The following is a 22076-nucleotide window of genomic DNA, read 5'->3' as shown; positions in this document are numbered from 1 at the left end:
TCTGATCGCAGCTGTGCGTTGACGTGCTAGGACAGAGCGAAACCACCCATGTCTCAACGGAGGCGGCTTTGTTGATTCGTCGTCAGGTCCGCTGGTTCCGCGGATTCGCCCTCGCTGCCGCCGTCACCGCGGCCGTGCTCACCTCGGCCGGCTGTGACGGGAGCGGCGGCGACAACGGTTCGAAGGACCGGGCGGGCGGGGGCGGCTCGGTCGTGGCTCCCGGAAAACCGGGCGAGCCGGCACGTACGCTCTCGGCCTCGGAGGCCGCGAAGGCCGTCGCCGGGGCGGACACCCCCAACTCGGCCGACATCCGCTACGTCCGGATGATGATCCAGCACCATTCCCAGGCGCTGGTGCTGACCCGTCTGGTCCCCTCCCGCTCCGGCTCGGCCGCGGTCAAGCGGCTCGCCGAGCGCATCACCGCGGCCCAGCAGCCCGAGATCGGCGCGATGAAGGGCTGGCTCAGCCGCAACGGGCAGACGGAGCGGGCCGAGGGCCACGACCACGGCACGATGCCCGGCATGGCCACCGCCGGCCAGCTGGAACAGCTGCGGGCCGCGAAGGGCAAGGCCTTCGACCAGCTGTTCCTCAAGCGCATGATCACCCACCACCAGGGTGCGGTCACCATGGCGACCGAGGTGCTCTCGGAGGGGAACAACGTCCAGGTCGAGGAGATGGCGGACGACGTCGTCGCCCAGCAGACCACCGAGATCAGCCGGATGCGCGCTCTCTCCTCCTGACGAAACACCGGGCGCACCTCTCCCCCCGCCGGGCCCGCCGGTGCGATGCTGGAGGCACCCTCCGGGAAGAGGTGCGCCGTGCAACGCGTCGCCGTCGTCGGCTCCGGCCCCAGCGGGATCTACGCCGCCCAGGCCCTGGTGACCCACCCCCTGCTGCCCGATGTGCGGGTGCACGTCCTGGACCGGCTGCCCTGTCCGTACGGCCTGGTGCGGTACGGCGTCGCCCCGGACCACGAGAAGATCAAATCGCTCCAGCGGAGCCTGCGGGCCGTCCTGGAGCACGACCGGATCACCTTCGTCGGCAATGTCCCGGTGGGCGGGGACGGGGTGTCGCCGCACCAGCTCGGCGAGCTGTACCAGGCGGTCATCTACTGCGTCGGGGCGGCCACGGACCGCCCGCTGGGCATCCCCGGGGAGGACCTGCCCGGCAGCCACTCGGCGACCGACTTCGTCTCCTGGTACAGCGCCCACCCCGATGCCGCAGCCGGCGGCTTCGCACTCCGGGCGCGTTCGGCGGTGGTGATCGGGGTCGGCAATGTCGCCGTCGACGTGGCGCGGATCCTCGCGCGGGGTGCCGAGGAGCTGCGGCCGACCGATGTGCCGGAGCCCGCGCTCGGCGCCCTGGCCGGCAGCCGGGTGCGTGAGATCCACATGACGGGCAGACGGGGACCCTCGCAGGCGAGGTTCACCACCAAGGAGCTCCGCGAGCTCGGCGGGCTTCCCGGAGCACGGATCGCCGTGGACCCGGCGGAGCTCGTCCTGGACCCCGCGTACGCCGGTACGGCACCGGGCTCCCCGGCGCTCCCGGCGATGGTGCGGCGGAACCTCGACGTGCTGCGCGAGTGGGCCACGGACGCCCCCGCCGCCGGACGGACGCCGGCCCGGACCCTCGGGCTGCGGTTCTACCTGCGCCCGGTCGAACTCCTTGAGCGCCGGGGGCGGGTGGCCGGTGTGCGGTTCGCCCGTACGGCGCCGGACGGCAGCGGCGGCGTGCGGGACACCGGCACGTTCGAGGAGATCGAGGCCCAGCTCGTCCTGCGGGCGGTCGGCTACCGGGGGATGCCGCTGCCCGGCCTGCCCTTCGACCCGGTGCGCGGGACGGTGCCCCACCTGGCCGGACGGGTGCTGCGGGACGCGGTCCCGTCGCCCGGGGAGTACGTCGCGGGGTGGATCAAGCGCGGCCCGACCGGGGTCATCGGATCGAACCGGTCGTGCGCCAAGGAGACGGTCGCCTCCTTGGCCGAGGACGCCCCGCTGCTCGCCGGACGCCCCTGCGCGCCGGATCCGGTGGCCGCGTTGCGGGCGTACGGGCTGCGACCGGTGGAGTGGGACGGCTGGCTGTCGATCGAACGGGCGGAGGCGGCCCTGGGGCGGTCGCTCGGCCGCGGGCCGGTGAAGATCCCGGACTGGCCGGGACTGATGAACGCGGCACGGGGCGACGGCCTCGCGTAGGGGCCCACCCGGCGGTGGCGCGGGCGGCCGCCCCACGCGAACCGGACCGGCTCTGGCCCGTCAGCCTGCGCCCAGCCGGTTCGCCTGCCCGTTCGCGGCTTCGAGCACGCGGTCCAGCAGTCCGGGGAACAGCGCCTCCAGATCCTCGCGGCGCAGGACGTTCATCTTGGCGGTGCCCCGGTAGATCTGCTGGACGATGCCGCTCTCGCGCAGCACCCGGAAGTGGTGCGTGCTGGTGGACTTGGTCACCGGCAGATCGAACCGGGAGCAGGTGAGTTCCTCGTCGGCGGCGGCCAGTTCACGCACCACGCACAGCCGCACCGGGTCGGAGAGCGCGTGCAGCACCGACTCGATCCTGATCTCGTCACGTGCCGGGTGGGCCAGCGTACGGGCGCCGACGACCGGGGCGGTGGCACTGGCAGGGGTCACGGTGGCTCCGCATCGTCGTTTCGTCCGGGGTTCCCATAATACGAGATCCGTCGTAGCTTGACGCCCGTCACACGAGGTGACCGGGGGCGCCAAGAGGTGGCGAGGTCCCCTGGCCCCGGTGGTGAGGCGTCACGCGTAGTTGCGCAGCTCGGGCCACATCGCACCCCAGGGGCGGCGGGGTCCGGTGCAGATGTAGACGTGCCCTCCCGATTCGATGTTGTGCACGCCGCCGGGGCTGGAGAGGGTGGCGGCCACGCGGACGTGCCGGAAGTACCGGCGCAGGTGGGCGGTGTATCCGGGGGCGTGTTCGGGGCCGGGGGCGACGGCCACCACTGTCGTGGCGTCCGGGTTGCCGGCACCCCACCACCAGTTGGTGTTCTGGGCTCCCGCGGCGGTGGGCAGTCCGGCGCTCCGGCCCAGTTCGTTGATGGCGCCGGCCTCGCTGTAGTCCGCCGCGAAGATCACCGCGTTCGCACGCTGCCCGGCCGGCAGCCCGTTCCATACCTGCCCTACGGTGTCGACCAGTTGGGGCCAGCCCAGGGTCTCCCCGGACGTCGCGCTGATGCCGTACGTCCAGGCCACGCCGGAGGACGGCAGCACCGGCAGCACGATCACGGCGGAGAGCGTGGCCGAGACGGCCGTTCCGGCCAGCAGGGCGCGCAGCCGTTCGGGGCGGGAGTGCAGCCAGTCGTCGAGTCCCACCGCCCCGGCCGCCAGCAGGCACACGTACAGCCCGCCCAGGTAGTACACCTGGGCTCCGGTCGTCACGGCGAACAGCACGAACAGCACGGCGTACGTGGTCGCCAGGCACCGCCACAGCGGTCGGCCGGACCGCCACAGGAACCTCAGGCCTGCCACCCACAACAGCGTCATCACCAGACAGGACATGCTGAGCTGCCCCACGATCCAGGTGATGATGTTTCCCGGGCCGCCGTGCTCCGCGTTCAGTGCCCGCGTCATCTCGAACATGGCCCAGTCGTGCCGCGCCTGCCACCACAGATCGGGCAGCACGAGCAGCACGGCGATCGCCGCGCCCGCGAGCAGCCGGCGGTCGGCCACGGTCCGGCGGGCCGGACCGAGCAGCGCCACGGCCAGCAGAACGGCCCCGAAGATCGCCGCGAGGTGGTTGAATTCCGCGCCGATGCCGACCAGCGCCCCCGCGGCGAGCCACCACCGTGTGTCGCCGGTACGGCCGATCCGCGTGACCGTGAGCGCGATCGCCGCCCACGCCAGCACTTCGTACGACGTCGTGTTGGCGACATGCCCGCTGCTCAGCAGCACGGGCATGGTGCCCGTCGCGATCGCCGCGAGGAATTGCGCCCGCCGCGCGCCGCCGAACTCCCGCGCGGTCAGCCCGCCCACGACGACCGTGCCGGCGGCCGCCAGCGCGGGCCACAGCCGCAGGCCCGCCTCCGAGACGCCGAACAACGACAGCGAGAGCCGGGCCAGCAGCGGCGCCAGCACCGGCTGATCCACATAGCTGGCCTGGAGGTGCCGGGCGGAGTCGAGGAAGTACAGCTCGTCGCGGTGGAAGCCGTAGCGCGTGGACAGCGCCATCAGCACGGCGAAGACGACGCCCGCGACGGCGAACACCCGCCGGTCCAGCGGTGCGATCCCCCCGCCGTCCGCCCCGGTCCCGACACCCCCGGTCCCGACATCCCCGGTATCGACACCCTCGGTCCCGACATCCTCGGTCCCGACTTTCCCGGTCCCGTCCGCACGCCCTGCGTCCGTCATCCCCGCCACCCCCCGGTGTTCGACCCCTCGGTCGCGCAATCCGCGCGGCCGGGTCTGCCAGGCGCGCACGGCGCCGAAGCCGCTCGCACTTTACGCACCCGGGCCACACCCGGTGAAGAGATCCAGGCAAGTTGCGGGCCAAGAAATGGAGTTGAGGAAATGAGGCTCCGGGCAGGGCTCCCGGTCCCGAACCGCCGTCAGCCGCTCAGCAGCTCCGGGTCCTTGGCCAGCGAGGCGAGACGGCCGCCCGGATCGGGGACCAGCCTGCGGGTCGACAGGTCGAGGATGCCCGCGACACCGGTGATCTCCGCCGCCACCGTGCCGTCCTCCTTGAGGACCTGCTGCGCGACCGTGAAGGTCTTGCCCTTCCCGTAGTCGAACCGGCAGGACACCCGCACCCGCTCTCCGCCCCGCAGCTCCTTCAGGAACTTCACCGTGACCTCGAGTGCGACGGGCCCCACCCCGTCGGCCAGCAACTTCTCCTGGGGCAGTCCTGCGGCCCGCAGCAACTCCCAGCGCGCGTGCTCCGCGTACTGGAGATAGACGGCCTGGTTCAGATGGCCCTGCGTATCGAGTTCGTAGCCCCGCACGGTCACGTCCACAAAGAAGGTCATGAAGCCGGAACAGCCGGGCTCGGTCCGGCATTCCCGGACAGGTGCCGGCGATCGCCGCGGAGCACGGGACGACCGTCGCCGTCCGGGCCCTTTACGTACCTGTCATGCCCAGGTAACTTCCTGACCGCAAGAGATTGCAGCAAAATTCAGACAGCTTTTGCTGTCGGATGCACTGCTCGCCCGAACCCCGAGGCGCGTCCGGGTTCTCCGGCGGGACCCGCGGGTGCCGATGGGCACCCCGCTGTTGGCTGCGACGGCCCGGGAGGCCGTCGTACTCCCCTGGAGAGACACATGAAACGCTCCCCCCACCTGCGGCTCAGACGGCCCCTGGCAGCGGCGGCGGCCGCGGCCGGGCTGCTGAGCCTGCTCACCGCCGCACCGGACCCGGCGGGCTCCTCCTCCGCCGTACCCGTGGCGGCCGCCGAGAACACGGCGACGGTCTTCTACTACACCAAGACCCGTGACTGGTCCACGTACAACCTTCACTACGCGCCCGACGGCGGCGCCTGGACCGCCGTGCCCGGCGTGCGGATGGAGGCCGCGTGCACGGACTGGGTCAAGAAGACCGTTTCGCTGGGCAGTTCACAGGGACTGGCCGCCACCTTCACCAACGGATCGGGGGTCTGGGACAACAACTCAGGGAAGAACTACGCGCTGGGGACCGGCACCATCACCGTCAAGGACGGGGTGGTGGCGCACAGCGATCCGTGCGCCGGCACCGGGACCGATCCGGATCCCTCGCCCTCGGGGAACAGCGCATCGGTGTACTACTCGACCACGACCGTCGGCTGGAGCACCACCAACCTGCACTACCAGCCGGCGGGAGGCTCCTGGACCGCCGTGCCGGGTGTCGGCATGGAAGCGGCCTGCACCGGCTGGGTGAAGCGTTCGGTCGATCTCGGAACCGCGACGGAGATGCAGGCCGCGTTCAACAACGGGAACGGGGTCTGGGACAACAACAACGGCGGCAACTACACCCTCCCCGCCGGTGTTTCCACGGTCAAGGACAGGACCGTGACCGAGGACGCCGAGGATCCGTGCGCCGCCGAACCGGCGGACACCGAGGCACCCACCGTCCCGAAGGCGGTGAAGGCCGACGCGGACGGAGTGTCGGTCGTCCTCACCTGGGAACCGTCCACCGACAACCGGGGCGTGACGAAGTATCAGGTCACCCGTACCGGCGGCAGCAAGGGCGTGATGGTGAGCGATGTGGGCTCGACGGTCTTCTCCGACTCCGGTCTGGAGGAGAGGACGGCCTACAGCTATACCGTCAAGGCGGTCGACGCGGCCGGCAACACCTCGGCGGCCTCGGCCGCCGCGAAGGCGACCACGGGCACCAGACCGCCGGCGGCCGCACAGGGCACACCGCTGGGCACCGACCCGCGCAAGGACCCGATCTACTTCGTCCTGACCGCCCGCTTCAACGACGGGGACTCCAGTAACAACAGGGGCGGCAGCCAGGACGTGAAGTCCGGCAACGCGGCCAATGACGACCCCATGTTCCGGGGCGACTTCAAGGGCCTGGTCAACAAGCTCGACTACATCAAGGGGCTCGGGTTCTCGGCCGTCTGGATCACTCCGGTGGTGCTGAACCGGTCCGACTACGACTACCACGGGTATCACGGCTACGACTTCTACAAGGTCGACGGCCGCCTCGAATCGGCGGGCGCCTCGTACCAGGACCTGATCAACGCCGCGCACGCCAAGGGCATGAAGATCTACCAGGACGTCGTCTACAACCACTCCTCGCGCTGGGGCGCCAAGGGCCTGTACACCCCGACCGTCTACGGCGTCCGGGACGACCAGTGGAGCTGGTACTACGACGAGAAGAACGAGGGCTTCGAGTACGACGGCGTGAGCGTCGAGACGAAGTCCGGGAAGTCTTACTACAACGGCGACCTGTGGTCCACGGCGGAACCCTCTGGCAACACCTGCCTCAACTGGGGCACGCCCACCGGATCCACCTCGCCCGAAGGTTACAAGATCTACAACTGCCAGTGGCCCAACCCGACTTCGGGGATGTTCCCGAAGGAGTACTACCACAACTGCTGGCTCGGGAACTGGGAGGGCGAGGACTCGCGCTCCTGCTGGCTGCACGAGGACCTGGCCGACTTCAACACCGAGTCGGCGCCGGTCCAGAACTACCTGATCGGCGCGTACGACAAGTACATCGACATGGGCGTCGACGGCTTCCGCGTCGACACCGCCGTCCACATTCCGCGCACCACCTGGAACCGCCGCTTCCTGCCCGCGATCCAGGAGCGCGTCACGCAGCAGTTCGGCGCCGGGGCCGCGAAGAACTTCTTCGTCTTCGGTGAGGTGGGCGCGTTCGTCAATGACAAGTGGAACCGCGGTTCGGTCAACCACTCGGCGCAGTTCTTCACTTGGAAGGAACGCAAGGAGTACGACGCCGACGACACCAAGGCCGCACTGGAGATGTACGACTACGAGGAGAAGCTGGGCACCGGGGAGCAGCCGACGTCCAGCAACGCCTTCCTGGACGGGAACGCCTACCACACGCCGGACCACAGCGAGTTCTCCGGCATGAACGTCATCGACATGCGGATGCACATGAACTTCGGTGACGCCGACAACGCGTACAACAACGGCAAGGACTCGGACGACAGTTACAACGACGCCACGTACAACGTCGTCTACGTGGACAGTCACGACTACGGCCCCAACAAGAGCAGCGAACGCTATGCGGGCGGCACCGACGCCTGGGCCGAGAACATGGCCCTGATGTGGACCTTCCGCGGCATCCCGACGCTCTACTACGGATCGGAGATCGAGTTCCAGGCCGGAAAGCAGATCGACTGCGGGCCCAGCTGCCCGCTGGCGACCACCGGGCGCGCCTACTACGGCGACCACCTCGCCGGCACGGTCGAGGCGTCCGGCTTCGGCAAGGTCTCCTCCGCCACCGGCGAGGTCGCCGACACGCTGAGCAAGCCGCTGGTCAAGCACGTTCAGCGGCTCAACGAGATCCGCCGTGCGGTCCCTGCCCTGCAGATGGGCCAGTACTCCACCGAGGGCATCACCGGCCGGATGGCGTACAAGCGGCGCTACACGGACACGGCGAGCGGGGTGGACAGCTTCGCCCTGGTGACGGTCACCGGCGCGGCCACGTACAGCGGGATTCCCGACGGCACCTACAAGGACGCCGTCACCGGTGACACCCAGGTGGTGGCGGACGGCAAGCTGAGTGTGGCGGCCCCGGGCAAGGGCAACATGCGGGTCTACGTCCTGGACCTCGGCGGCAGCAACGCGGCTCCGGGCAAGGTCGGGGCGGCGGGTCCGTATCTGAAGTAGCGCGGCGCACCAGGGGGCCCGGCCGGCGGGGTGTGAGACCTCCGCGGGCCGGGCCGTTTCATGGGGGCGGCCGGGGGTTCAGGCCGTGGCGGCGGTGAGGTGCGGGAACCTGAACTCGGTCCGGCTGCGGAAGACTTCGTCCGGGCGCAGCACGGTGCCCGGGTGGTCCGGCCGGTTGGGTGAGTCGGGCAGGTGCTGGGTCTCCAGGCAGACGGCGCTGTGGCGGTCGTGGCGGCCGCCGCCGGGGGCGGCCAGGGTGCCGTCGAGCTGGTTGGCGGTGTAGACCTGGATGCCGGGTTCGGTGGTCCACACCTCCATGATCCGTCCGGCTCCGGGGGCGGTGAGGCGGGCGGCCCGGCGCAGACCCGTGCCGGGTCTCCGGAGGATCCAGCAGTGGTCGAAGCCGCCCGCTCTGCGCAGCTGTTCGTCGGGGAGTGCGATCCGTTCACCGACGGTGCACGGGGTGGTGAGGTCGAACGGGGTGGCGTGCACCGGCGCGGGCGGGCCCTCGGGAATGCCGTCCCCGTCGACGGGGAGATAGCTGTCGGCGTCCACCTGGAGGGTGTGGCCGAGGATGTCGCCCCGGGCGGCGAGGTCGAAGTAGGCGTGGTTGGTGAGGTTGAGGACGGTGGGGCGGTCCGTGGTCGCGGTGTAGTCGAGGGCGAGTGTGCCCGCCGTGTCGAGGGTGTAGGTGACGGTGACGTCCAGGGCTCCGGGGAATCCCATGTCGCCGTCGGGGCTGCGCAGGGTGAGACGGAGTGTCGCGGCCGTGTCGGTGGCCTCCCCGGCGGCCTGCCAGACCCGGGTGTGGAAGCCGCCGGGCCCGCCGTGCAGGGCGTGTCCCCGGTCGGTGGCGGGGACTTGGTGCTCCGCCTCGTCGAGGGTGAAGCGGCCGTGCGCGATGCGGTTGGCGAAGCGGCCGATGAGGGCGCCGAAGAACGGGTTGCCGCCCGTGTAGTCGTCCAGGCCCGCCAGCGACCGGACGACCGACGCGGGGGCTCCCCCGGTGTCCGGCACGGTGAGCCGGTGCAGGATTCCGCCGTAGGTGAGGATCTCGGCCCGGACTCCGGTGCCGGAGTCGAGCGTCCAGACATCGACGTCCGTGCTCCCATGGGCGCCGAACGGTTTGCGGTTCACGGTGGGGCGAGACATCAGAGATCCTTGCGACGAGCGGACGGCCGGGCAGGCGGGACTTTCGAAACACGGCCTACGGTGCGGCCTGCTCTGCAGGGGGCCGGGCGGTGGATTCCCGGACGATCAGCCGGTAGCCGGGCCGGGGCCGCCGGGGTGCGGGCACCGCGTCGCCGGAGAGGCGTTCGACGAGGCTGTCGACGGCGAGCCGGGCGATGGCTTCCTTGTCCGGGGCGACCGTGGTCAGCGTGGTGGCTCCGTAGAGGCTCTCCTCGATGTTGTCGAACCCGACGACGGCGACGTCCTCGGGGATGCGCAGTCCCCGTTCGGAGAGGGTGCGCATCGCCCCGATGGCGATGAGGTCGTTGTACGCGAACACGGCGTCGGGCTGCTCCCCGCGGTCCAGGAGGGCGGCCATGGCGGTGGCCCCGTCCTCGCGGCCGTAGCCGTCGGTGACCACGACCAGCGACTCGTCGGGGTCGATGCCCTCGGCGGCGAGCTCCTCCCGCCAGCCGCGCAGCCGGAGATGGGCCGGCTGCCGCTCACGGCCGGTGCGCGAGCCGAGGAAGGCGATCCGCCGGTTCCCCTGGTCGATGAGGTGGCGCACGGCCTCACGGGAGGCCGCCACGTTGTCGATGGCGATGTGGTCGTACGGTGCCTCGTACTCGCGCTCGCCCAGCAGCACCAGCGGTGCTGTCTCGGTGCGCGCCATCAGGTCCTCGGTCTCCAGATGGATGGGGCTGAGGATGAGGCCGTCGATCACATGGGACCGGAACCCCTGGCTGACCAGGAGTTCCTTCTCCCGCAGCCCGCCGGTGTGGTCGACCAGCACGGTGTAGTCGTGGCGGGCGGCCGCGTCGACGACCTCGCCGGCCAGCTCCGCGAAGTACGGGTTGCCGAACTCGGGGACGGCGAGGGCGATGATGCCCGTGCGGCCCTTGCGCAGATGCCGTGCGGTGAGGTTCGGCCGGTAGCCGAGCTCGTCGATGGCCTGCTGCACCTTGGCGCGCATCTTCGGTGTGACGTGCTGGTAGTTGTTCACCACGTTCGACACGGTCTTGATGGATACGCCCGCCCGTTGCGCAACGTCCTTGAGGCTGACGCCCACGGCACTCCCTGAATCGACTTGACGCGCGTTGAAGCGCAGTGGCCCGGCTCCGCCGGTTCGGCTCGACCTGCGCCGGGGCCGCGGCCCCGGCGCAGGTTCAGGTGGTTCTGCGGCTGCGCGCCAGATAGCGCTGGGCCACGACGACAACGATAAGGAACCCTCCGCTGACCACCGACTGGTACGAGGAGTTCAGCGAGCCGATCTGGTTGATCAGATTCTGGATGACGGCGAGCAGCAGTACGCCCCAGAGCGTTCCGCTGATCGACCCGGCGCCGCCGATCAGGAGTGTGCCGCCGATGACGACGGCGGAGATCGCGTCGAGCTCCATGCCCACGCCGACGATGGTGACCCCGGACGACAGCCTGGCCGCGTTGAGCGCGCCGGCGAGTCCGGCCAGCAGTCCGCTGAGCGTGTAGACCAGCATCTTGGTACGGACCACGGGCAGGCCCATCAGGGTGGCCGCGTCGCTGCTGCCGCCGACGGCGAAGAGGGTCTGTCCGAACGAGGTGCGCTGCAACAGCAGTCCGCCGATGCCGAACAGCGCGAGGGCGATCAGGATCGGGTAGCCGAAGCCCCACACGCTCCCTTGCCCGAGCTCGGCGAAGGCCGATCCCTTGGGGACCAGGTAGGTGGTGGCGCCCTCGTCGGTGAAGGCGAGGAGGATGCCGCGGGCCCCCAGCAGGGTGGCGAGCGTGACGATGAACGGTGCCATCCCGGCGCGGGCGACGAGGAAACCGTTGAGCAGTCCGATCGCACCGCACGCCACCAGTGGCACGAACAGCGCGGCCAGGAAGCCCCATTGGGAGGCCCAGGCGGCGAGTACACCGCCCAGCGCGAAGACGGATCCGACGGACAGGTCGATGCCGCCGGTGATGATGACCATGGTCATGCCGAGGGCCACCACGGCGAGGAACGACGCCTGTACGGTCACGCCGCGGGCGTTGTCCAGGGTGGCGAACGTCGGGTAGATGAACGACGCGACGATCACGACCGTGAGCAGGACCGCGAGCACGCCCTGGCGCTGGAGGAGCTCGGCGAGCCGTTGGCCGAGCGAGGGTGGTGCGCCGGTCACGGGGCGGGGCGCGCCGCCGCCTGCCGCTGCGGGGGACTTGCGCGGTGCCGGGGCCTGGGCCACCGGTGCGGGTGAGGTTTCGTTCATCGGGACCGACGCTCCCGGGCGACGTAGACGGCGGCGATGATGATGGCCGCCTGGGCGATCTGTGCGGTGGAGTCGGGCAGGTCGTGCTTGACGAGGGTGGCGCGCAGCAGCTGCATCAGCAGGGCGCCGGCGACCGTGCCGAGCACCCGGATGGAACCGCCGTTGAGCGGGGTGCCGCCGACCACGACCGCCGTGATGGCGGAGAGTTCCATGAGGGTGCCGAGCGAGGAGGGGTCGCTGGCGGTGAGCCTGGCGGTGGCGAGGATGCCGGCCAGTGCGGCGAAGACCCCGCAGAGCACGTACACGCCGATCAGTACGCGGCGCACGGGCAGTCCGGCGAGGGAGGCCGCTGACCGGTTGCCGCCGATGGCGACGACCTGGCGGCCGAAGGTGGTGCGCTGGACCAGGAAGGCGACGGCGACCGCGAGGGCCGCGGCGATGAGGACGACCAGGGGGATGCCGAGGAAGGATCCGGTGCCGAGCGAGAGCAGGTCGGGGTTGACGATCTGCTTGAGCTGACCGTCCGCCATGACGAGGGCCAGGCCGCGGCCGCCGACGAACAGGGCGAGTGTGGCGACGATCGGCTGGAGCCCGACGAGGGAGACCAGTGTGCCGTTGACCGCTCCGACGAGCGCACCGGCCAGCAGCGCCATGACGAGCGCGGGCACCAGCCCGTAGCCGAGGTAGAGCGGCAGGAGCGCGGCGGCCACCGCCATGGTCGAGCCGACGGAGAGGTCGATGCCCTCGGTGCCGATCACCAGGGCCATGCCCAGGGCGACGATGACGATGGGTGCGACCTGGACGAGCTGGGTGCGGAGGTTGTCCGCGGTCATGAAGTGCTCGGTGAACAGGGCGTTGAAGAGGAGCACCACCGCGACGGCGAGGTACACGCCGTACTCCTGGTACCAGGCGGGGTCGCGCAGCCGCGCCAGCGGACGGGCGGCGGGTGTGGAGAGCGTGGCCTGGGTCATCGGGGGTCCTCCTGAGCGGCCGGGGCCTTCCCTGCGGGCGCCGGTGAGTGGTCGGCGAGCACTTCGAGCAGATGGCTCTCGGCCACCTCGTCGCCCGCCAGTTCGCCCGCGACCGCGCCGCCGCGCAGGACGACGATGCGGTCGGCGCCCTCGATGAGTTCCTCGATGTCGGAGGAGATGAGCAGGACGGCGAGGCCCTCGCGGGCGAGGTCGTCGATGAGGCTCTGGACCTCGGCCTTGGCACCGACGTCGATGCCGCGGGTGGGCTCGTCGAGCAGCAGGACCTTGGGCTCCAGGCAGAGCCAGCGGGCCAGCAGGACCTTCTGCTGGTTGCCGCCGGAGAGCTCGCCGACCTTCTGCTCGGGGCTCGCCGCCTTGATCCGCAGCCGCTTCATGAAGATGTCGACGACGCGGTCCTGCTTGGCACGGGAGACGACACCGGCGCGGGAGAGGCGTGGCATCGCGGCCAGCACGATGTTCTCGCGCACCGAGAGGCCGGGGACGATGCCCTCGGCCTTGCGGTCCTCGGGCAGCAGGCTGATGCCGGCCCGGATGGCGCCGGCGGAGGTGAGCCCGCGCAGGGTGCGTCCGCCGATCCCGATCTCACCGGAGTCCAGGTTCAGCGCACCGGCCAGGGCCTTCGCGGTCTCGCTGCGGCCGGAGCCGAGGAGTCCACCGAGGCCGAGCACCTCACCGGCGTACAAGGACAGCGATATGTCGTGGAGCTGGTGGTTGCGGGAGAGGCCGGTCGCGGTGAGCACCGGGGTGCGCGAGGCGTCGTGGCCCTCGGAGCCGAAGCCGGTGAGTCCGGTGCGGCGGACCTCGGCCATGTCGCGGCCGAGCATCATCGAGACGAGCTGCATGCGGTCGAGGTCGGCGAGGTCGCCGGTGTGGATGTGGCGGCCGTCGCGCAGCACTGTGACGCGGTCGCAGATCCGGTAGAGCTCATCCATGCGGTGGCTGACGTAGAGCACCGCGATCCCGCGTGCGCGCAGGTCCTCGATGACCCGGAAGAGGGTCTCGACCTCGCGCGGCTCCAGCGATGAGGTGGGTTCGTCCATGATGACGACCTGGGCGTTGACCGAGACGGCGCGGGCGAGGGCGACCATCTGCTGGGTGCCGATGCCCAGGGTGTGCAGGGGCCGCTTCGGGTCGACGCGTACGCCGAAGCCGTCGAGCAGTTCGGTGGTCTCGCGGTGCATACGGCCGAAGTCGATCAGGCCGAAACGGTTCTTCGGCTCACGCCCGAGGAAGATGTTGCGCGCCACGCTCATCAGCGGGACGAGGTTCACCTCCTGGTAGATCGTGGAGATACCGGCCTGCTGCGCCTCGAACGGCCGGGCGAAGGCGATCGGTTCTCCGGTCAGCCGCAGCTCGCCCTCGTCGGGCTGGTACACCCCGGTCAGCACCTTGATCAGGGTGGACTTGCCGGCTCCGTTCTCCCCCACCAGTGCGTGGGTCTCCCCGGCGCGCAGGGAGAAGGAGACGTCGTCGAGGGCGACGACGCCCGGGAACCGCTTGCTCACCGAGCGCGCTTCGAGGACGGCCCCGGCCTGCGCTGGGGTCTTCTTCCCGTCGGCGGTCTCCTTCTCGGAGGTGGCCGGCGCGGTGGATTCCCCGGCGCCGGCGGCCGGTGCGGTTGCCTCCTTCGCGTCGGCGGCCGGCTCCGGCGGCTGCGGTACTGCTTCGGGTGGTGCCATGGCTGTTCTTGGCCTTCCGCTCTTCCAAGGGTGTGGGCCCGGTGGCCGCCGTGACGGGTGGAAGCGTCACGGCGGCGGTGCGCCGCCGGGGACCGGTGCGGGCCGGGCGGGGCGCGTACGGATCGGTACGCGCCCGGATCCCCGGCCCGGCGGCTCCCGCACGGGCGTTACGGGCAGGTGGGGCCGGTCGCGGTCAGAACGCGCCGCCGAGCGAGGCCTTGGCGTTGGACTCGTCGTAGGCGCGGTCGGAGATGATGACGTTCTCCGGGATCTCCTCGCCGCCGTAGAACTTCTGGGCGGTCGCGAAGGCCAGCGGGCCGAAGCGCGGGTTCGACTCGATGACGGCGTTGTAGTCGCCGTTGACCAGGGCCTGGACGGCGTTGCGGGTGCCGTCGACGGAGACGATCTTGACGTCCTTGCCGGGCTTCTTGCCGGCGGCCTTCAGCGCGGTGACGGCGCCGAGACCCATCTCGTCGTTCTCCGCGTAGACGGCGGTGATGTCGGGCTTGGACTGGATGAGCTGCTCCATGACCTGCTGGCCCTTGTCGCGGGCGAACTCGCCGGTCTGCTGGGCGACGATCTTCAGGCCGGGCGCCTTGGCCTTGAGCTGGTCGACGAAGCCCTTGGTGCGGTCGGTGGTGACGTTGTTGCCCGAGGAGCCGAGGAGGATGGCGACCTTGCCCTTGCCGCCGGTCGACTTGATCATCGCGTCCGCCGCGCGCTTGCCCTGCTCGACGAAGTCGGAGCCGAGGAAGGCGACGTAGTCCTTGCACGCGGTGGAGTTGAGCTTGCGGTCGACGGTGAGGACCGGGACCTTCTTGGCGGCGGCCGCCTTCAGTGCCGGCTCCAGGCCGTCGGAGTTCAGCGGGGCGACGATGAGGAACTGGGCGCCCTGGGACAGCATGTCCTGGATGTCGCTGATCTGCTTGGACAGCTGCGACTGGGCGTTGGTGGTGAGCAGCTTCTTGACGCCGACCTTCTTGGCCTCGTCCTTGATGGACTGGGTCTCGGCGATCCGGAACGGGTTGGCCTCCTTCTCCGACTGGGAGAAGCCGACCACCGCGTCCTTCAGGTCCAGCTTCGGCGACCCATAGGTCTGCAGCGAGCAGCCGGAACCGGACGAGGTCTCGGGGGACTTGGCCGCCTGGGCGCCCTGACTGCTGTCAGCGCTCGCGTTGTCCGAGCCCTCCGACTTGGAGCAGCCGGAGGCGGCCAGCGTGGCGGTGGCGGCGAGGAGGCAGGCCACGGCGAGGGTACGGGTTCGGCGCTGGATCATCATGCGCGGGAGCTCCTTGGCGGGTTGACGGCACACCGGCGGGCGTGCGGTCGGTCATGGCTGGACGATGCATCGGCCGCTCGGCGGCTGATGCCACTGCATTCCTCACGAACCCCGCCAATGCTTCACGGGGGTGGGCCCCAGCTGCACGAACTGTGGTCGTGAGAGTCTGCGCGGCCTCTCGGCGGCTCGGTTTACAACGTTATATAGGCGACGTGGCACGGGCGGCAAGAGCGTTGTCGATGCGTTTCCAAAACGTGTCGGAGTCGGCCGTGACCGAACGGCGGCCCCGGCCCGCCGGATACCGCCGCACCCCTGGACAGCCGCCTGACGCCGTGCTGTCATACCGCCGGCAGTAATTTTTCCAACGTTGCAAGAACCTTGCCGCGCAGCCCCTCCGGCCGCGACGGCGCTCCTTGCCGTGCGCACCCCCGGCGTGCCCCGGACCGGTGCGTCACGGCAGCCCATGTCATGCGCCTTCCCCGAGCCGGATCCCCGCACGGCCGGCAGAGAGCAGGAGACCCCTCCATGCCCCTGAACCGCAGACAACTCATGGCAGGCGCGCTGGCCACGGCTGCCGCCACCACGGCGGCGACCGGCCGCTGGGCCACCACCGCGACCGCGGCCGAGCACCGGGCGAAACCGGCTCATGGCGGTCACTACTCCCCCAACGCCGCGCCCCTGCACCCGACGGCGTTCCTGAAACTGCCGCCGGGCGGGGTCACCGCACACGGCTGGCTGGCCGGACAGCTGAAACTCCAGCTGGACGGCCTCTGCGGGCGGTACGAGGAGTTCTCGCACTTCCTCGACTTCGGCGCCACCGGCTGGGTCCGCCCCGAACTGGGCGGCTGGGAGGAGGTCCCGTACTGGCTGCGCGGATACACCGACCTGGCGATCGTCACCGGTGACGCCAAGGCGCTGGCGACCGTCCGCCGCTGGTTCGACGCGATTCTCGCCACCCAGCAGTCCGACGGCTTCTTCGGCCCGAAGTCGCTGCGGACGTCGCTGAACGGCGGCCCGGACTTCTGGCCCTTCCTGCCACTGGTCCAGGCGCTGCGCTCCTGGCAGGAATACTCCGGCGACACGCGCGTCATCCCGTTCCTCAGCAAGTTCTTCCGCTACATGAACGCCCAGGGGCCGGGCGCCTTCAACACCAGCTGGATCGCGCTGCGCTGGGGCGACGGCCTGGACAGCGCGTTCTGGCTCTTCAACCGCACCGGTGACACCTTCCTGCTGGACCTCGCCGACAAGATCCACGCGAACGGCGCCGACTGGGGCGACAACCTGGTCGACCCGCACAACGTCAACATCGCGCAGGGCTTCCGCGAGCCCGCCCAGTACGCGCTGCGCAGCGGTTCGGCCCAGGACACCCGCAACACCTACGGGACGTACGGCAAGGCCATGGACCAGTACGGCCAGTTCCCGGGCGGCGGCTTCGCCGGGGACGAGAACGCGCGCCCCGGGCACGGCGACCCCCGGCAGGGCTTCGAGACCTGCGGGATCGTCGAGTTCATGGCCAGTCACCAGCTGCTCACCCGGATCACCGGCGATCCGCTGTGGGCCGACCGCTGTGAGGAGCTGGCGTTCAACTCGCTGCCGGCCTCGCTCGACCCCTCGGGCAGAGCGGTCCACTACATCACCAGCGCCAACAGCGTCGATCTGGACAACGTTGCCAAGAAGGACCGGCAGTTCCAGAACGGCTTCGCCATGCAGGCGTTCCTGCCCGGCGTCGACCAGTACCGCTGCTGCCCGCACAACTACGGCATGGGCTGGCCCTACTTCACCGAGGAGCTCTGGCTCGCCACCCCCGACGGGGGGCTCGTCGCCGCGATGTACGCCGCCTGCGAGGTCACCGCGAAGGTCGCCGACGGCACCGAGGTCACCTTCACCGAGGAGACCGGCTATCCGTTCACGGACACGGTCACGCTGCGCCTGAAGGCGCCCGAACGGCTGCGGTTCCCGCTGGTGCTGCGGGTGCCCGCCTGGTGCGACGCCCCGGAGATCGAGGTGAACGGGCACCGCGTGGACGCCCCCGCCGGTCCTGCCTTCACCCGCGTCGAGCGCACCTGGTCCGACGGCGACAAGGTGACCCTGCGCTTCCCGCAGACGACCACCGTCCGCACCTGGGGACAGAACCACGGCTCCGTCAGCGTGGACCGCGGCCCGCTCACGTACTCCCTGCGGATCGGTGAGGAGTACCGGCGCATCGGCGGCACCGACCGGTTCCCGGAGTACGAGGTGCATGCCACCGGTCCGTGGAACTACGGGCTCGTCCTGGACGGGAGGAAGCCGGCCGCCTCGCTGCGCCCCCACACGGTCCGCCGCCTCAAGGACGCCAACCCGTTCACCCTCGACGGCACCCCGCTGACCATGACCGCGCGGGCCCGCCGGATCCCGGAGTGGACCGCGGACGGCGAGCACGTCGTCGCCCCGCTCCAGGACAGTCCGGCCCGGAGCACGGAGCCGGTGGAGGAGGTCACGCTCGTCCCCATGGGGGCGGCACGGCTGCGCATCACCTCGTTCCCGACGGCCGGTCCCGGTGGCTCGCGCTGGCTGACCGACGGCTGGTACCACGTCCGCAACCGGCATTCCGGCAAGGTGCTGGGCGTGGACAACATGTCCACCGCCGACAGCGCCCACATCGTCCAGTTCGACGACAACGGCACCGACGACCACCTCTGGCAGCTCGTCTGACCGGCGGCGTTCCACGCACTCCTGTACCGCTCCCCGCGCACTACACCCGGCGGCCCGGACGCGACGCGAAGGCGTCACGTCCGGGCCGTCGGTCCGTCACGGCCGGTGCGCTACCGCGCCGCACCGGCCGGTGCGGCGTACGTGTGCAGCAGGGCGGGGCGCCCCTCGGCCGTCGTCCAGTCGCCGGAGCGGCTGGAGACGAGGCGCCATCCGGGTGGTCGTCGCGGCGGCGACGGATCTCGGGCTCTTCCGTCCCTCGATCCTCACACGACGCCCGGACCGGACGGGCTGCCGGGGCATGGCGCTGCCTGCCGCCACAGCTGTGGCGGCAAGCAGCGGGTCACCGTGCCGGAGGGTCTACGGCTGTTCGGCGCCGTGCAGCTTGCTCACCTCGTCCGCGGTGAGGGCCTTGTCGTACACCCTGACCTGGTCGACGGAGCCGTTCCAGAAGTCGCCCTTCTCGCCCGCGTACTGCGCACGGCCCACGGAGAGCGGGCCGGTGCTGACGTCCGCGGAGCCGGCCGGAGCGGTGGCGGCGAGGCTGCCGTCGACGTACAGCTTCAGCTCGTCGCCGTCGCGCACGCCCACCAGGTGGTACCACGTGCCGGTCTCGGGCGTCATCTCCGCCCGCGCCCGCTTCCCGCCCGGCGTGCTGAACGCGAACGCGCCCTGTCCGTACTGGAGATAGAACGGGTTCTCCGTGCGGCGGCCGTCCTGGCTGACCACCGTCGCGTAGTTGCCGGGCAGCGCGTCGAGCGAGGCCCAGGCCGAGACGGTGTAGTCGCCGGTGGTGTCGACGACCGGACCCGCCGTCTGGGCGTACTGTCCCTCGCCGTTGAACTTCAGCGCGGAGCCGTGGACGCCGGGCGTCCAGGTGGTGCCGGCGGAGAGGGTGAGCGGGAGGCGGTTGGGTCCCTGGTCGCTCGCCTTGGTGCCCTTGCCCTCGTCGAGGTTCCAGGCGGCGCCGCCCTTCACCTCGTCGCGGTGGCCGGCGGCCGCGCCGGCCGCGATGACCTGCTCGTTGATCTTCCGGACCTTCTTGGCATCGACCTTGATCTCGCGCCGGTCGTAGGTGTAAAGGCCGTTCAGCTCGTTCTCCAGGTCGCTGACCTGGGTGTACACCGAGCCGGACAGTTCGGCGCCGGCGGCCGCCAGGTAGTACGTACGCGTGTTGTCGACGTACTTGGCCGTGAGGGCGTCCTTGTCGGCGACCCCGCTGTAGATCGCCGCGGGGGCACCCGGCCACATGTGGCCGGCGGTACGGAGCGTGAAGCCGCCGTGCTCACCGTCCATCGCCGCCCGGTCGTCCGGGAACGGTGCGTCGTTGTTGACGTAGTCGTGGTGGTCGATGATGTCGCCCTTGCCCGAGTCACCCTTGGAAGAGCAGCAGTTGACACCGCTGTGCGCGTTGACGACGCGGGAGGGGTCGGCGGCCTTGACCGCGTCGGTGATCTTGCCGGTCTCGGTGCGGTCCCACTCGCCCCAGCCCTCGTTGAAGACGATCCAGCCGCCGATCGAGGGCGAGTTGTGGAGCTGCTCCATCATCTGCTCGCCCTGCGAGAGGAAGGCCTGCTGCCCCTTCTCGCCGGTGATGTCGGCGGAGACGAAGTCCTGCCAGACCAGCAGGCCGAGCTGGTCCGCGTGGTAGTACCAGCGCGCCGACTCCACCTTGATGTGCTTGCGCACCGCGTTGAAGCCGAGCTTCTTCTGCGCCTTCAGGTCGAAGGTCAGCGCGGCGTCGCTCGGCTGGGTGTAGAGACCGTCGGGCCAGAAGCCCTGGTCCAGCATGGCGAGGGAGAAGAACGGCTTCCCGTTGAGCACCAGCTTCTGGTAGCCGCCGACCTTCTGGATGCCGAGGGAGCGCATGCCGAAGTAGCTGTCGACGGTGTCCTTGGAACGGCCGTCGGTGAGGGTGACCTCAAGGTCGTACAGGTAGGGGTCGTCCGGGGTCCAGAGGTGCTGCTTCTTGACGGGCAGGCTCAGCGCGTGGTTCGCCGGGCCGGTGACCGTGCCGACGACCTTGCCCTTCTTGTCCCGGGCGACGGCCTTGATCCGCGCACCGGCCGAGGCGTCGGCGGAGTTGACCGTCAGGGCCAGGCGGCCCTTGTCGATGTCGGGGGTGGTCGTCAGGGTGTCCACCGAGGCGGGGGCGACCGGCTCCATCCAGACGGTCTGCCAGATACCGGAGGACGGTGTGTAGACGATGCCGCCGGGGTTGCGGGACTGCTTGCCCTTCGGCTGGTCGTCACCGGTGGTGTCGGTGACCGCGACGACGATCTCCTGCGGGCCGCTGCCCTTGACCGCGTCGGTGATGTCGGCGCTGAAGGAGGTGTAGCCGCCGGTGTGCTCGGCGACCTGCTTGCCGTTGACCCAGACGCGGGCCTGGTAGTCGACGGCGCCGAAGTTGAGCTTCAGCCGGTTGCCGTCCTTGCCCTGCTTGCCCTTGCTCCCGCCCTGGTCCACGGACCACTTCTTCGGCACGGTGACGAGCTTGCGGTAGAACATGTGGTCTTCGTGGCGTTCGAGACCGGAGAGCTGCGACTCGACGGGGAACGGCACGGTGATCCGCTCACCGAGCTTCTTCCCGAACACGGGCTGCTCGCCCGCCGCGGCTCCGGCGAACTCCCACGGGCCGTTGAGGTTCTGCCACTGGTCGCGGACCTGCTGCGGCCGGGGGTACTCGGGCAGCGGGTGGTTGCGGTCGAGCTTGTCGCCCCAGGTCGTGGTCAGCCGGTGCGTGGACAGGTTCCTGGCCGTCCGGCTGATCTCGGGGACGGCCTTGCCGCCTGCTGTCAGGCCGCCCTTGCCGTCGTACGCGACGCGGACCTGCTGGCCCTTCTGGACGGGCGCGGCCAGGGTGACGGTCAGCGTCTTGGAGTTGCCGGACGCGCGGGCGACGGACTTCACCGGGATCGGCGAGGTGTCCGCCTCGATCCTGAGGTGGTCCTTCACCTTGGAGAGCGTGCCGACCTTGTCGTCGAACACCGCCTGGAGCCGCTTTCCGTCGCCCGCGACGCTCAGCGCGACCGGGTAGACCTCGAAGCCGGCCGGCGGGGTGAAGGCCGACTCGGGCACTATCTGCTTCGGGAGCTTCGCGCTGGACCAGCGCAGGAACATGTTGGCGCCGCCGGTGTCCTGGAACATCTCCAGCTTGAACTCGTGCGGCTCGCCGGCCTTCAGCGCGACCGGCTCGCTGGTCTGCTCGTTGTCCCAGTCGGGCTCCCAGTGGTCGATGACCACCTTGCCGTCGATGAAGAGCCGGAAGCCGTTGTCGCCGCTCGCGGAGAAGGTGTAGTCGCCGGTCTCGGGCGCCTGGATGCTGCCGGTCCAGCGTGCGGTGGTGTTCTCCGTCCGGCCGGTCGTGGACTCGAACGTGCCCGTGAGGCCCGGGAAGTTGATCTCCGGGTCGAGGGCGACTCCGCCGAGCTTGTCGAAGTCCCTCGCGCCGGGCGCGGACATGCTGAAGTACTCGCCCTTCAGCCCGTGCACGGCGGTGGCCGGATTGTCGGCCCCCGTCACGGAGGCGGCAGCGGCGGCAGGAGCCGGGGCGGCAGCGGCGGCGGGGACCAGGGTGGCCCCGACGGGTATCAGCAGCGCGGCGGCGCAGGCCACCGTTCTGAACAGAGCGCGGGATCGGGGCGTTTGTCGTCTCAAGGCGTCGTCCTGTCGAGAGAGCTGAAGTGCCTCAAACCTGTGAGGCACAGCACATAATCGAACATTGAGCCACAGCACCAAACGCAAAACAACAGTCGTGCA

13 protein-coding genes and 1 pseudogene are annotated in these 22076 nt (G+C 70.4%); 4 read left to right on the top strand and 10 right to left on the bottom strand.

The window, feature by feature from the left end:
- Nucleotides 1-74: 74 nt before the first annotated feature.
- On the top strand, nt 75-740 hold the full coding sequence (locus ACZ6S6_RS32450) for a DUF305 domain-containing protein (protein WP_469708461.1): 666 nt from the start codon (nt 75-77) through the stop codon (nt 738-740).
- A 78-nt stretch (nt 741-818) separates the two neighbouring features.
- Nucleotides 819-2192, top strand: coding sequence for an FAD-dependent oxidoreductase (locus tag ACZ6S6_RS32445; RefSeq protein WP_362966031.1), 1374 nt, complete (start codon nt 819-821; stop codon nt 2190-2192).
- Nucleotides 2193-2252: 60 nt separating this feature from the next.
- On the opposite strand, the gene ACZ6S6_RS32440 is transcribed toward ACZ6S6_RS32445, so the two are convergent.
- From ACZ6S6_RS32440 to ACZ6S6_RS32430, 3 genes are all read right to left on the bottom strand, one after another.
- On the bottom strand, nt 2253-2621 hold the full coding sequence (locus tag ACZ6S6_RS32440; RefSeq protein ID WP_469708427.1) for an ArsR/SmtB family transcription factor: 369 nt from the start codon (nt 2619-2621) through the stop codon (nt 2253-2255).
- A gap of 129 nt (nt 2622-2750) precedes the next feature.
- The gene (locus tag ACZ6S6_RS32435; protein WP_469708425.1) at nt 2751-4358 is read right to left on the bottom strand and encodes an ArnT family glycosyltransferase; all 1608 of its coding nucleotides are present in this window, start codon (nt 4356-4358) and stop codon (nt 2751-2753) included.
- A 197-nt stretch (nt 4359-4555) separates the two neighbouring features.
- Nucleotides 4556-4972, bottom strand: coding sequence for an acyl-CoA thioesterase (locus tag ACZ6S6_RS32430; RefSeq protein WP_362966025.1), 417 nt, complete (start codon nt 4970-4972; stop codon nt 4556-4558).
- 291 nt (nt 4973-5263) lie between these two features.
- Here ACZ6S6_RS32430 and ACZ6S6_RS32425 point away from each other — a divergent pair, with 291 nt between their 5' ends.
- Nucleotides 5264-8281, top strand: a complete 3018-nt coding sequence (locus tag ACZ6S6_RS32425; RefSeq protein ID WP_469708423.1) for a carbohydrate binding domain-containing protein — start codon at nt 5264-5266, stop codon at nt 8279-8281.
- A gap of 78 nt (nt 8282-8359) precedes the next feature.
- Here ACZ6S6_RS32425 and ACZ6S6_RS32420 read toward each other — a convergent pair whose 3' ends face one another.
- From ACZ6S6_RS32420 to ACZ6S6_RS32395, 6 genes are all read right to left on the bottom strand, one after another.
- On the bottom strand, nt 8360-9433 hold the full coding sequence (locus tag ACZ6S6_RS32420; RefSeq protein WP_469708421.1) for an aldose epimerase family protein: 1074 nt from the start codon (nt 9431-9433) through the stop codon (nt 8360-8362).
- A gap of 55 nt (nt 9434-9488) precedes the next feature.
- Entirely contained in the window at nt 9489-10520 is a 1032-nt protein-coding gene (locus ACZ6S6_RS32415; RefSeq protein WP_469708419.1) for a LacI family DNA-binding transcriptional regulator, read from the bottom strand.
- 97 nt (nt 10521-10617) lie between these two features.
- Entirely contained in the window at nt 10618-11679 is a 1062-nt protein-coding gene (locus ACZ6S6_RS32410; RefSeq protein WP_469708417.1) for an ABC transporter permease, read from the bottom strand.
- Nucleotides 11676-12650 (bottom strand): ABC transporter permease, encoded by a 975-nt coding sequence (locus ACZ6S6_RS32405; RefSeq protein ID WP_362966015.1) that lies wholly within the window; start codon nt 12648-12650, stop codon nt 11676-11678. Before ACZ6S6_RS32405 ends, ACZ6S6_RS32410 begins: the two co-directional genes overlap by 4 nt.
- Nucleotides 12647-14350 carry a sugar ABC transporter ATP-binding protein gene (locus tag ACZ6S6_RS32400; RefSeq protein ID WP_469708415.1) on the bottom strand — a complete coding sequence of 568 codons (1704 nt, stop codon included), beginning with the start codon at nt 14348-14350 and terminating at the stop codon, nt 12647-12649. Before ACZ6S6_RS32400 ends, ACZ6S6_RS32405 begins: the two co-directional genes overlap by 4 nt.
- Nucleotides 14351-14543: 193 nt before the next feature.
- Entirely contained in the window at nt 14544-15629 is a 1086-nt protein-coding gene (locus ACZ6S6_RS32395; RefSeq protein WP_362966011.1) for an ABC transporter substrate-binding protein, read from the bottom strand.
- Nucleotides 15630-16154: 525 nt separating this feature from the next.
- Between ACZ6S6_RS32395 and ACZ6S6_RS32390 the strand changes: the two are divergent.
- A pseudogene (locus tag ACZ6S6_RS32390) lies at nt 16155-18317 on the top strand (beta-L-arabinofuranosidase domain-containing protein); the annotation flags it as partial.
- A 360-nt stretch (nt 18318-18677) separates the two neighbouring features.
- Here ACZ6S6_RS32390 and ACZ6S6_RS32385 read toward each other — a convergent pair.
- Nucleotides 18678-21974, bottom strand: a complete 3297-nt coding sequence (locus ACZ6S6_RS32385; RefSeq protein ID WP_469708413.1) for a LamG-like jellyroll fold domain-containing protein — start codon at nt 21972-21974, stop codon at nt 18678-18680.
- Nucleotides 21975-22076: the final 102 nt, after the last annotated feature.

Source organism: Streptomyces sp. NPDC048671 (assembly GCF_055587045.1).
Note: the sequence above shows the minus strand (reverse complement) of the source record. Positions and strands in the feature narration are given on the sequence as shown.

What these genes read in the sequence shown, in the direction of transcription:
- ACZ6S6_RS32435 (WP_469708425.1), bottom strand. Translation starts at nt 4,358, where the DNA reads ATGACGGACGCAGGGCGTGCGGACGGGACCGGGAAAGTCGGGACCGAG.
- ACZ6S6_RS32430 (WP_362966025.1), bottom strand. Translation starts at nt 4,972, where the DNA reads ATGACCTTCTTTGTGGACGTGACCGTGCGGGGCTACGAACTCGATACG.
- ACZ6S6_RS32425 (WP_469708423.1), top strand. Translation starts at nt 5,264, where the DNA reads ATGAAACGCTCCCCCCACCTGCGGCTCAGACGGCCCCTGGCAGCGGCG.
- ACZ6S6_RS32420 (WP_469708421.1), bottom strand. Translation starts at nt 9,433, where the DNA reads ATGTCTCGCCCCACCGTGAACCGCAAACCGTTCGGCGCCCATGGGAGC.
- ACZ6S6_RS32410 (WP_469708417.1), bottom strand. Translation starts at nt 11,679, where the DNA reads ATGAACGAAACCTCACCCGCACCGGTGGCCCAGGCCCCGGCACCGCGC.
- ACZ6S6_RS32405 (WP_362966015.1), bottom strand. Translation starts at nt 12,650, where the DNA reads ATGACCCAGGCCACGCTCTCCACACCCGCCGCCCGTCCGCTGGCGCGG.
- ACZ6S6_RS32400 (WP_469708415.1), bottom strand. Translation starts at nt 14,350, where the DNA reads ATGGCACCACCCGAAGCAGTACCGCAGCCGCCGGAGCCGGCCGCCGAC.
- ACZ6S6_RS32395 (WP_362966011.1), bottom strand. Translation starts at nt 15,629, where the DNA reads ATGATGATCCAGCGCCGAACCCGTACCCTCGCCGTGGCCTGCCTCCTC.